Origin of the sequence: Mycobacterium sp. 1165196.3 (genome assembly GCF_001673415.1) — a bacterium.
GTDB lineage: Bacteria > Actinomycetota > Actinomycetes > Mycobacteriales > Mycobacteriaceae > Mycobacterium > Mycobacterium europaeum_A.
Genome location: NZ_LZLU01000017.1, coordinates 1 through 10,706, shown reverse-complemented (window position 1 = coordinate 10,706; position 10,706 = coordinate 1). Strand labels below are relative to the sequence as shown.

The following is a 10,706-nucleotide window of genomic DNA, read 5'->3' as shown; positions in this document are numbered from 1 at the left end:
GCCGCGTCGATCGCGGCTCTGTCGGCGAGGAGTTCGGCTGTGGTCGCGGCGTTGGTGTCGATGCGGGCGGCGCCGGTGGGGCTGTGCACCCACCAGCCGTCGGCGGTGCGGAGGACGGAAATGGTCACGAGATCGCTACTTTCAGTAATCCGATGAGCCGGTTGAGGTCGAATTCGTTGTCCGCGCGCAGGGCGGTGAGCATCGAGGTCAGCTGATGGCGGGCCGCGCGGGGGTCGGCGTCGAGGAAGTCTTTGGTCGCCGGTGGCCCCCACTGCGCCAGGCCGGATGCGGTGAAGGGGGCCCAGCCGGGTTCGAAGGTGTTGTCGAACATGTCACCGTCGGTGAAGTGTTCGACGAGGAAGCCGTCCGGGTCGCGCCAATAGTCGAACAGTTGGCTGCCCTGGATGTGGCGACCGATACCCCAGGACCGGTGGTAGCCGCGTTCACGCAGGTATTCACCACCGGCGGCCAGCGCGTCGAGATCGCTGACTTCGTAGGCGGAGTGGATGTAGCGGTTGGCCGGTCCGAGTGCCAGGGCGAGGGTGTGGTGGTCGGTCGGGGTGGTGCCGCGGTCGCAGCGGATAAAACTCATTGCCGGGCCGCGGGCGCGCTGGCCGGGGAAGAACAGGAAGTCGCTGACGATCATCCCGAAGGTGTCCAGATACCAGTTGAGTGTGTGCAGGTAGGTGGTGGACTGCAGTACGACGTGACCGAGGCGTTGCACGCGGGCGGGCACGCGAGGCGGCCGCACGGTGGCGTTGATCCGCGCGTCGTCGGGCCCGGTGTTGACGACCTGCGGGGCCTGAGCGGGTTGGGCCGGCAGCTCGTGGAGACCGGCGACGACCTTGACCGCCATGCCGCTGGGATCGGTCAGATGCACCGCCACTCCCCCGATCGATTCCGGGAGCGGCTGCAGCGAGGCGCCGGTTTTGTCCGCCAGACGGACCAGGTCGACCTCGTCGGCCGCGCGCAGCGCGAGTCCGGCGAATCGGCTGCGCTGCCCGCGACGCAGTACGACGCATGCCGAGCCGGCGTTGGTGCCGCGCAGATGCAGCTGCTGGGGCTCGCGTAGGGCGATGCCGAACCCGAAAGCTCGGGCGAAGGCCTCCGCGCGGACCAGGTCGGGCTTGTCGAACTCGAGCCAGGCGATGTCGGCCACCCGAATGATGGGATCCCGCGACCGGCCGGGATGTTCGCCGCGCAGGGCGCCCCGGTCGCTGTGCAGACCCGCGTGCCCGTCGCTCACTGGCGTCACTCTCTGTGCCACGCGCTGCCCTCCTCGCCTTTGATCTGACGAAATCGTCACATACGTACGAATGCTCAGTCAAGGGTTCTGACGATATCCTCAGGATTGAGCCGAACCTGATAACCTGTGGCCCATGGACATGCCCGAGCGCGATGCCGCTGAGTCGTCGAACACGCCGGTCAACCGCCTGGAACGACGCAAGATGCGCACGCGCAACGCTCTGGTGCGGGCGGCGAAAGGGTTTATCGCGCAGGGCAAACTCAGCGTTCCCATACTGGAAATCACCCAGGCCGCCGATGTGGGCATGGGGTCCTTCTACAACCACTTCTCGAGCAAGGAGGAGCTGTTCGCCGCGGCCGTGACCGACGCCCTCGATGACCTCGGTGCCCTGCTCGACGGCTTCACCGGATCGATCTCGGACCCAGCCGAAACTTTTGCCGCCAACTACCGCCTGAGCGGGCGACTGTTCCGTTACCGCCCGCAGGAGGCTGCGTTGCTGCTGGCGCACGGAGACTCGCTCATCCTGTCCGACCGCGGACTGTCGCCGCGGGCGCGACGCGACATCGCCGCGGCGATCGACCAGGAACGGTTCACAATCGGCGATCCCGAACTGGGCTTGGCCATCGCCGGAGGCATGTTCATCGGCCTGGCCACGCTGCTGCGGGAGCGTCCCGAACGTGACACCGACGCCACCGTCGACGCGGTCACCGAACGCCTCCTGCGGACGCTCGGCATGACGCCCAAACAGGCCAGCGCGCTGTGCCGCAAGCCGCTGCCCGACATCTCATCATTGCGCGAATCGCCCGTCGACTGGCCCACCCCGATAACACCCGCCTCGATCGACCCCCACTGAAACACGTTCGCCTCCGCGCGACCCCGATACCTTCTCGCGCTGCGAACGCGCGCCCGCGCGGTTAACATCGGTACATACTCCTGCGGCACAGCCAGCAGCCGCAGTTCTTCATTTCGCGTGGGACGCAGGACCGTGCAGGAGCCCGTCCCCACTTGATCCAAGGAAATTTCATGAGCGACCCTCTGTTTGCCGGTTTTTCGGACGCCGGCTGGGATCACGCACCGTGGGATGTCGAACCGATATTCTCGGCCGAAGAAATGCAAATTTTACTAAATCCGGAGCTGTCGGTCGCCGAAGCCGCCGACCGCGTCGGCTGCGTCGAACACGACGTCCGACGTTTACGGCGAGCGGCCTCCTAGCCTCAGTGCATTCACCAAAACGGCCGGCTACTGGACGCTGCGCTCGGATCTGTGTTTAATCCTGATCGCCGGAACCGAGGCCTTGTTACGAGACGTGAACTGCTCGCGCATCGCGAACAGCGTTGTCCCTTCACGCACTTCGTCCGGTGGCGCTTTTCGATCAGGCGCGGTCGTGGAGCGTGACATGGTAGCCGTCGGGGTCGGCGAAGGTGAATGTCCGGCCGAAGGGGCCGTCGATCGGCGCGGAGACGATGGTGTGACCATCGGCGACGAGCGCATCGTGGATGGCCTGGACGTCGTTGGCGTGGAGCCAGATCGCGGTACCGATGCCGGGCTGAGCAACGGATGCGAGGTCGGTGCCCGGAATGACGTCGCGGAGTGCGAACGCGATCGGCTTCGTCTCGAACACCACTGCGTGCGGAGGCCCGGCCTGCGATCGGACGAGGCCGAGGTATCGCTCGTAGAAGGCCTGCGACGCAGCGAGATCGCGCGCTTGGAGCGAGATGAAGTCAGGACCGGTGGCAGGCATGAGGCAACTCCTTCGACGTATGTCAGTTTTCTGACATACGTGACTGTATGTCAGAATGCTGACATGAGTCAAGGCGGTGTGGGCGTCGACTTGGAGACGTCACTGGGTTACGTGCTGAAAGAGGCGTCGAGTGCACTTCGCGCAGCCATGGAGGAGGTGCTGCGGCCACTCGGGATGAGCGTGACGCACTACTCGTGCCTCGAGTTGCTGGCTCAACGCCCGGGCTTGTCGAACTCCGAGCTCGCCCGGGGCGCGTTCGTGACACGGCAGTCGATGAACGTGCTGCTGCAGGCTCTGGAACGAGACGGCTTCGTGACCAGGCCCGCCGAGGCACCCGTCGGGAAGGTCCTTCCGACCCGGCTCACACCCCGCGGCCGACGGAGCCTCGAAAAGGCGTCGGCGGCGGTCCGTTCCGTCGAGGTCAGAATGCTGGCCGGCCTTAGCGAGGCCGAGCAGTCACAGGCGTTCCGGATCTTGCAGAGCATGGTCCATTCCCTGCGCGACGGCAAAGACGGCGCGTAGCTCGTTCATTTGCGCTCCACGCGCCTGCAATGTCCGCAGGCGCTGCCGCCCGATCATCCGTGGCGGACGTAGCCGAACAACGGGGACGACGTGTCGAGACGCGGTGCAACTGCTTGTCGACACGGTTGGTTCTGACGCGCTGCACCGATCCTCTTCATTGGGCCGAAAACTACATGATCTAAACATGATTGCCCAGCATGGACTGACCAACAAGCTGGGTGTGGGAATGGGCTGGCGGGTTGTACTTCGGCAAGCGGCCGCCCTCCCCGCGTATTGATCTGCAGCTCGCGACATTTCAGTCGCTGCGAACCTGAGCAACGCCGACGCGTGGGTGAGCCGGTCGAGGTGCTCGTCGTTCTTTTTGACGACCGGTTGATGACGTCCGTGGGCGCCAACAGGGCGCCGCTTGCTGCTCGAACAGGGCCGTGTCCGGCAGGCCAGGGGTATCAATGGTTTGTCGGATGCGGCTACCGAGCGTGCTGGGTGCGTCCTTGGCGACCCGCTTGAACGCGCCGAGCCCGGCTTCACGGATCATTCGGCGTCGAGACCACAGCTGGGGCGCACAGCCGGCGGGTACGTCTCCGAATGCACCAGTGGCTCCGCCCACGATCACTGGTGGCCTTGGTGTTCTTTGTCAGTTTGATTCGAGTTGAACCTTTTTCGTGGCCGGCGCGTTCTAGTGAGATAGCGATCGTTATTCCATCGAGGAGGTTGTGATGGCAGGTGTGGTGGAGCAGCGGTACGACGTTGTCGTGTGTGGTGCCGGGACGTCGGGGGCGGTGGTTGCGCGTCGACTCACCGCGAATCCTGATGTGTCGGTGTTGCTGGCGGAGTGCGCCTGGGTCCGAGTGTGACGAATCCCTTCCACAACCACCACGAAGCGACGAAAACAGGGATAAGGATGCTCGAATTGTTTGACACCGGAAGGCCCACTCAAAAACGTCGGCATTCGATCGTTTTCGTGCACGGAGCTTGGCATGCCGCCTGGTGCTGGCAGGAAAATTTCGTTGCCTTCTTCGTCGACCGGGGATTTCGCGTCTTGGCGCCCAGTCTGCGCGGTCACGGCCACAGCTCGTTGAGCAAGTCGCTGCGGTTGTGTTCGATTGCCGACTACGTCACCGATCTTTGTGAGGTCGTCGGCTCGCTCCCAGAGCCGCCCATCCTCGTCGGGCATTCCATGGGCGGCTTTGTCGTGCAGAAGTATCTTGAAACGCACGACGCACCAGCGGCCGTACTGATGGCTTCGACCCCACCACGCGGCGGCCAGCTTGACTCCGTAATGCGCATGATATGTCGTCACCCTTGGCGTTCAACCAAATTCGCCCTGACCGCCAACCCGCTAGATCTAGTGGGGACGTCCGCTGGTGCACGGCAGTTGTTCTTCGGTGAGGATGCGCCAGACAGCCTCGTCGACAGTTTTACGCGGCTCATCCAACCCGACAGCACGCGGGCGATGATGTTTGACACGGTGGTCGGTGATCTGGTCAAAACCAAGAAAGTCCGCTCGCCGATGTTGATCATCGGCGGCGAGCACGACCAAATTTATCGGCCCAAACACGTGTGTCGAACCGCCGCGGCCTACGGAACCAAACCGGTCCTCATTCCCGGCGTCGGGCACGAGATGATGCTCGAACCTCAGTGGAGGGCGGTCGCCGGATTGATCGAATCCTGGCTGACAAACCAAGGGCTCTAAGACCGCAGTCAAAGAACACCAACCAGATTGGAGTACGGTGAGCTTCACCAGCCCCTTCCCAGATGTCTGCATTCCCGACGTCCCTGTCTTCAATTACCTGTTCGACGGCATCACCGACGACGACCGCCAGCGCGTCGCGCTCGTCGAGGCGAACACGGGTGCCACGACACACTACGGGGAGCTGATTGATCACATCGAAGCATTCGCTGCGAATCTCGTCGCCCGCGGAGTTGGCGTCGGTGACGTGGTCGGGCTACTTTCGCCCAACAGCGCAGCGTTCGCAGTCGCGTTTCACGGCATCCTGCGAGCAGGTGCGACCGCAACCACATTCAACGTGTTGTCGACCGCGGATGAAATTGCTCGGCAGTTGCGCGATTCACATGCTCGGATGATGCTGGCCGTCGATGAGCACCGCGAGAAGGCCGAAACCGCTGCCGCGCAAATGGGACTCGCGCCCGGCGAGGTGCTTATGCTCGACGAAGTCGATTTCAGGTCCCAGCCGGCGGTTCACTGCGCTGGTGCCAGAAGCTTTGATCCGGCCGACCACTTGGCGGTGCTCCCCTACAGCTCCGGAACCACCGGTCTTCCAAAGGGGGTGATGCTGACCCACCGCAACCTGGTAGCCAATGCCGCCCAAGTTCAACCCCTCAACCTCGTCGGCGCCGACGACGTCGTTCTGGCCGTGCTGCCGTTCTTTCACATCTATGGCTTGTCTGTGCTGCTGACGGCTTCACTGGTGCCGCGCGCGAAGCTGGTCGTTATGCCTTCGTTCGACCTGGCCGCGTTCTTGGGCGCCATTCAGGATCACCGGTGCACCAAGGCATTTATCGTGCCACCGGTGGCCGTCGCGCTGGCCAAGCACCCAATGGTGGATTCCTACGACCTGTCCTCGCTGGAAGTCGTCATGTGTGGTGCCGCGCCGCTAGACGGTGAACTCGCACGCACGGTGGGCGCCCGACTCGGTGTGGCGGTGCTGCAGGGCTTCGGAATGAGTGAGCTGAGCGGAGTCGGCCACAGCATGCCCGTCGACGGGGGGCGGGATACGATAGGCGTTGTCGCGCAGGTGCATTCCTGCGGGTGGACTCTCCCGAACACGGTCAGCAAGCTTGTTGCGCCCGAGACCGGTGTCGAGATCGCGGTCCCCGACTACGGTGTCAGCGCAGCAGGCGAGCTGTGGATCAAGGGCCCGAATGTGATGATCGGCTACCTCGGCAACGATGAGGCGACAGCCGACACCATCGACGAGGACGGGTTCCTACACACAGGAGACCTGGCGTGCGTCGACGCCGACGGCTGTGTCTACATCATCGACCGCCTCAAGGAACTCATCAAATATAAGGGCTATCAGGTGGCGCCCGCTGAACTCGAGGCACTGTTGCTGACCCACCCCGCGATAGTGGATGCCGCCGTGGTTCCAGCCATAGACCCCAAGTCCGGCGAGGAAATCCCCAAGGCGTTTGTCGTCACCCCATCCTCCGCTTCGCTGACTGCCGCCGAGGTGATGGAGTTCGTGGCTAGAAGCGTCGCTCCATACAAAAAGATTCGTGAGGTCGAATTCACCACATTCGTCCCGAAATCGGCATCTGGAAAGATTCTCCGCAAAAATCTGAGGGAGCGCTGAGATCCCGCTTAACGATCAACCGCCCGTACACCTCGCTCGTAATGCCCATCCGGCGGCGGGATGCAGCCATGACACGAAAGCCCAAGACTGCCTACGCTCGAAGTGGTGATCTGCACCTCGCTTTAACAGATTATGAGCGATCGCGTCGCTGCCGACCTTGCCGGTTCGCCTCGTTCAGCCGGTTGATCGTCACCGATCTTCTGGGCGTCGGCAGTAGTCATGCTGTCCCGGAGCGTTTGCGTTCGCGCGCTCACGTTCGTCGCGTCGGCGCGCCCGAAGTGCTCGCAGGTTCGCGGCGTTTCCGCACCTCTTTACGTTGCACCACGCGCCGCTGTTGTTCTTCGAGCGGTCGTAAAACGTTGTCCCGCAAAATGGCTTGCGGCATTGCTTGATCCGTCTCCATGTGTCATTCAGCTGACTTCGATAGATCTCGCTGAAGAGGGCCGACGCTAGCCAACGCCAGCCGCTGCCGGTGGGCGTTATCTGCAGTCCATTGCAGTCCGACAGAGCGAAGGCTCCGCGAATGGAGCTGATACAGCTCAGCTGGCCATCATCGGGGGATCTTCCGTTGACCATTTTCGCGATGCCGTCGCGCAACTCCCGGAGTTTCGGCAGATCCTCTAGCTTGAGCGACGGCGGTTGGGCGTCGGCGTCTCGCAGCGCCGCCCACTTGGGCACCGTAGCGGCGCACCAGTTTCCTGTCAGTTCGACGTCGAGCAGCAGATCAGTGTCGTACCCCTGGATGGGGGCCGTGTTGAGAAATTCCTGAACCAACACCAAGCTGTCGGGCGCGACTCCGAATTGACCTTGGCGTGGCTCGAACCGTTGTGAAGGCATCGGTTGTCAGGTGCAGGTGGCGTGGGGATCGGCAGGTTGCAGCGTCGATTGCATCCATCCTCTATTTCTGCGATGGCTGGATTAACTTGTGGTACATATCCGATGGCGATGGCGAATGAGATCCTGTGCGGCGCTACACTTTTAGATTCGATGGTCAACTTTGATGAATTGTGCAGCCAGCTCGCCAATCACGACGCACGGTGCCATGGTGTTGGCCGTGCTGATACGCGGGATGATGGAGGCATCGGCGACACGCAGGCCCTCGATGCCGTAGACCTTCAGGTGTCCGTCGACCACCGACATCGAGTCACGCCCCATCTTTGCGGTTCCGCATTCGTGCCAGTAGGTGGTGACGGCGTCGCGCAGATACGTCTCCAACTCGGTGCCGGTCAGGTCGCCGGGCATGACCTCGCGCGCGACGAAAGGTCGAAGCTCTCGGGAGTTGCCGATCTCGCGCAGGGTTTCGATGCACGCGATCGCGGTCTTGAAGTCTTCGGGGTCTGATAGCGCGCCAGCTTCGATCCGGATGGGATCGGTCGGGTCGGGGCCGGACAACCGGAGTCGACCGCGACTGTAGGGGTGCGTGGGCGCGCCGAACAACGTCCAACCGCTCCGCGGCAGACCGTATTTCGCGGCATTTTCGGCTGTCGCTTTCGGGAATGGCCCTGAGCATGCGAAGAGGTCCGGACCCTGGACATCGGCAGCGCCGGAATCCCAAAACAGTGCCGACCCCACCTGAGTGCTGCCCTGGATGGTCTCGGGAAACTCCCAGACACAGTCGAACCCATAGTGGTCTTGAAGGTTGCGCCCGATCCCGGGCAGGTGCTGGCGAACGGGAACGCCGACTCGATGCAGTTCGTCTTGGTCGCCAATGCCGGAGTGCATGAGCACCTTGGGCGTGTGAATGGCACCGAGCGACAGCACGACCTCGGCGCTGGCGCGCACCCGGTGAACCGCGCCGTCATGGACGACCTCGACACCGGTGGCACGGTTGCCGTCAAAGAGCACGCGGGTGACCATCGCGTGCGGCACCACCGTCAGATTCGGCTGCCGCTGATGCGGGGCGACGTACGTGCCAAACACCGATAGGCGTTTGTTGTCGCGGCAGCGCAGGTCGACGATGGCAGCGCCGCGGGTCTCCTCCATCAGGCGGCCGTTGGCGCTTTGATACGTCGGAATTCCCAGTGCCCTAGCGGCTTCCAGCGTCGCTGCGGCGAGCGGATGCGCATCGGGCGCCGGTTGTACGAACACCAGCCCACCCCTGCCCCGATGACTTGGCTCACCGACGCCATGCCAATCTTCGATCCGGCGATACAAATCAAGGACGTTTGCGTATCCCCACGCCGGCTCAGCGGCTTCAGAGGCGTAGTGGTCCCAGTCGCTGCGGTGCCCCCGCGCCCAAATCATGAGGTTGATACCGGACCCGCCACCGAGCACTCTGCCCATTGAAAACGCGATCGCGCGTCCATGAAGCCGGCCGTCAGGATCGGAGAGGAATCCCCAATCACGTTCGCTGCCAAGGTTCGATGGCCACTTACTGGCCTCGGTCACGCTGGGGACGTCATCGCTGCCACCGGCCTCCAACAGTAAGACCTTGATGTCGGGATATTGGGCCAACCGACCGGCGATCACCGATCCTGACGAGCCAGCACCGCAGACGATGATGTCGTAGTCGAACCGCTGCTTCAACACAGTATCCACAAAGTTCTCCTGATCGTTCTCTAGGTGTACTTCTATAAAGACGTGCCGAAAGGGCGCTCGGTTCAACATGACTCAAGTCCCGCGTGGCCGCTCCCTGTCACTGGAGAAACACCATGCCGACGCGACCTCCAGCAACCGGCCCGAACCGACCACGCCCGCAACGGTTTACAAGTGCCTTGATGCCTGCCCTACGGAGTAGGGGACAGCAATCGCCAAGCCCTTTGCAGCACCGACGTTTCCACAATGCGCCGGACGACGTCCAATACCGAATCGGGCGCCCGGCCATACCCTGCGGGTATGACCAATCAGGAGTAGCCATCGGATAGCGATCCGAGCATCTGCAGCTGGCGGCCTCGGGGGGAGTAATGGCCGTGGTCAGGCCATGATCAATTCGAGCGGCGACATGTGGCTATGCCGCCGCCGTTTTAAGTCCCAGCGTCAATCGTAGCCAGCGACCCATTTCGGTAATCGCGCGGTCCACCTCGTCAACGTGGCCGGCTCCCATGATGAAGGAATGCTGGCCCTTCTCGATCTGTCGGACGATGACATCGTTGCCTGCCTCCTTTGCCTTTTGGGAGAAAGCGACGGCGTCCGAGGCGAGTAGCTCGTACTCGCCGTAGTACACCGCGATGGGAGGCAATCCGGACAGGTCGGCTTCCAGCAGGTGTACCCGGGGGTCGGTGTATTCCACGTCGGTTCCATCGAGCCAGCACGACCGGAACAGCTCGAGCAATCCCGGCGTGAGTAGCTTGTCCCGCTCGGAGTTGGTTTTGAGGGATTCCCCCGACAGCGTGACGTCAGTCCACGGCGAAATGGACAACACGGCGCCGGGCAGTGCCTCGCCGCGATCTCGCAGACGCAGCGCAAGCTCGACTGCGAGATAGCCGCCGATCGAGTGGCCAACACTGGCTATCTTGTTGGGGCGGTAGCCCTGGTCGAGCAGCCAGCGGTAGGCGCTTTCCACGTCTTCGACTTGCGCCGGGTACTTGTGTTCCGGGGAACGTCGGTAGTTCAGTACTAGCGAGCGCGCGCCGGCCGCCTTCGCGAGGTGCCCCGCTGCCTTCCGGTCGGAATGCATCGACATCAGCACGCTGCCACCCATATGCGTATGCAACAGCACTGATTCGGGGTCACCGTCTACGGGGATGCACCACAAGGCCTCCACCCCGCCCGCGTCCACCTCGGCATACGTGACGCCTTCGGGTTCCTTCGTTGCCAAATGGATGTTCTCGGTGACGTCGCGAATCGTCTCCAGGTCAAAGTTAACGTTCGAAGATCGCCTCCCGATCTCCGCCAAGAACTCGGCGAAATCGACCGCCTGCTTGCTTGCCATCCAACTGCCTTC

At 62.9% G+C, this 10,706-nt stretch carries 11 protein-coding genes and 1 pseudogene; 6 read left to right on the top strand and 6 right to left on the bottom strand.

Annotated elements, in window-relative coordinates:
- A pseudogene (locus tag A5659_RS27560) lies at nt 1–128 on the bottom strand (fumarylacetoacetase); the annotation flags it as partial.
- Entirely contained in the window at nt 125–1,267 is a 1,143-nt protein-coding gene (locus tag A5659_RS02225) for a VOC family protein (protein WP_067179094.1), read from the bottom strand. The gene A5659_RS02225 and the pseudogene A5659_RS27560, both read right to left, overlap by 4 nt.
- Before the next feature lie 112 nt (nt 1,268–1,379).
- On the opposite strand from A5659_RS02225, the gene A5659_RS02220 reads away from it, so the two are divergent.
- Both A5659_RS02220 and A5659_RS02215 read left to right on the top strand, forming a co-directional pair.
- The gene (locus tag A5659_RS02220; protein ID WP_067139783.1) at nt 1,380–2,099 is read left to right on the top strand and encodes a TetR/AcrR family transcriptional regulator; all 720 of its coding nucleotides are present in this window, start codon (nt 1,380–1,382) and stop codon (nt 2,097–2,099) included.
- A gap of 170 nt (nt 2,100–2,269) precedes the next feature.
- Nucleotides 2,270–2,458, top strand: a complete 189-nt coding sequence (locus A5659_RS02215) for a hypothetical protein (RefSeq protein ID WP_067024252.1) — start codon at nt 2,270–2,272, stop codon at nt 2,456–2,458.
- Nucleotides 2,459–2,618: 160 nt separating this feature from the next.
- Here the strand turns inward: A5659_RS02215 and A5659_RS02210 are convergent, their stop codons facing one another.
- On the bottom strand, nt 2,619–2,987 hold the full coding sequence (locus A5659_RS02210) for a VOC family protein (RefSeq protein WP_067179092.1): 369 nt from the start codon (nt 2,985–2,987) through the stop codon (nt 2,619–2,621).
- A gap of 63 nt (nt 2,988–3,050) precedes the next feature.
- Here A5659_RS02210 and A5659_RS02205 point away from each other — a divergent pair, with 63 nt between their 5' ends.
- The 4 genes from A5659_RS02205 (at nt 3,051) to A5659_RS02195 (ending at nt 6,823) form a co-directional block, all read left to right on the top strand.
- On the top strand, nt 3,051–3,509 hold the full coding sequence (locus tag A5659_RS02205; RefSeq protein WP_066865281.1) for a MarR family winged helix-turn-helix transcriptional regulator: 459 nt from the start codon (nt 3,051–3,053) through the stop codon (nt 3,507–3,509).
- A gap of 716 nt (nt 3,510–4,225) precedes the next feature.
- Nucleotides 4,226–4,363, top strand: coding sequence for a GMC family oxidoreductase N-terminal domain-containing protein (locus A5659_RS27555; protein ID WP_156748764.1), 138 nt, complete (start codon nt 4,226–4,228; stop codon nt 4,361–4,363).
- Nucleotides 4,360–5,202, top strand: coding sequence for an alpha/beta hydrolase (locus A5659_RS02200; protein ID WP_156748763.1), 843 nt, complete (start codon nt 4,360–4,362; stop codon nt 5,200–5,202). Before A5659_RS27555 ends, A5659_RS02200 begins: the two co-directional genes overlap by 4 nt.
- 37 nt (nt 5,203–5,239) lie before the next feature.
- Entirely contained in the window at nt 5,240–6,823 is a 1,584-nt protein-coding gene (locus A5659_RS02195; protein ID WP_067179088.1) for an AMP-binding protein, read from the top strand.
- A gap of 189 nt (nt 6,824–7,012) precedes the next feature.
- Here the strand turns inward: A5659_RS02195 and A5659_RS26630 are convergent, their stop codons facing one another.
- The 3 genes from A5659_RS26630 to A5659_RS02185 form a co-directional block, all read right to left on the bottom strand.
- Nucleotides 7,013–7,600: a CGNR zinc finger domain-containing protein gene (locus A5659_RS26630; RefSeq protein ID WP_231997714.1), complete on the bottom strand. Its 588-nt coding sequence runs from the start codon at nt 7,598–7,600 to the stop codon at nt 7,013–7,015.
- 201 nt (nt 7,601–7,801) lie between these two features.
- On the bottom strand, nt 7,802–9,361 hold the full coding sequence (locus A5659_RS02190) for a GMC family oxidoreductase (protein WP_067179085.1): 1,560 nt from the start codon (nt 9,359–9,361) through the stop codon (nt 7,802–7,804).
- A 409-nt stretch (nt 9,362–9,770) separates the two neighbouring features.
- Nucleotides 9,771–10,706: alpha/beta hydrolase (locus tag A5659_RS02185; protein ID WP_231997713.1), on the bottom strand; the 936-nt coding region annotated here is incomplete at its 5' end.

Bases quoted from the DNA above. Each gene is read 5' to 3' on its own strand.
- A5659_RS27555 (WP_156748764.1), top strand. From the start codon at position 4,226: ATGGCAGGTGTGGTGGAGCAGCGGTACGACGTTGTCGTGTGTGGTGCC.
- A5659_RS02205 (WP_066865281.1), top strand. From the start codon at position 3,051: ATGAGTCAAGGCGGTGTGGGCGTCGACTTGGAGACGTCACTGGGTTAC.
- A5659_RS02215 (WP_067024252.1), top strand. From the start codon at position 2,270: ATGAGCGACCCTCTGTTTGCCGGTTTTTCGGACGCCGGCTGGGATCAC.
- A5659_RS02220 (WP_067139783.1), top strand. From the start codon at position 1,380: ATGGACATGCCCGAGCGCGATGCCGCTGAGTCGTCGAACACGCCGGTC.
- A5659_RS02210 (WP_067179092.1), bottom strand. From the start codon at position 2,987: ATGCCTGCCACCGGTCCTGACTTCATCTCGCTCCAAGCGCGCGATCTC.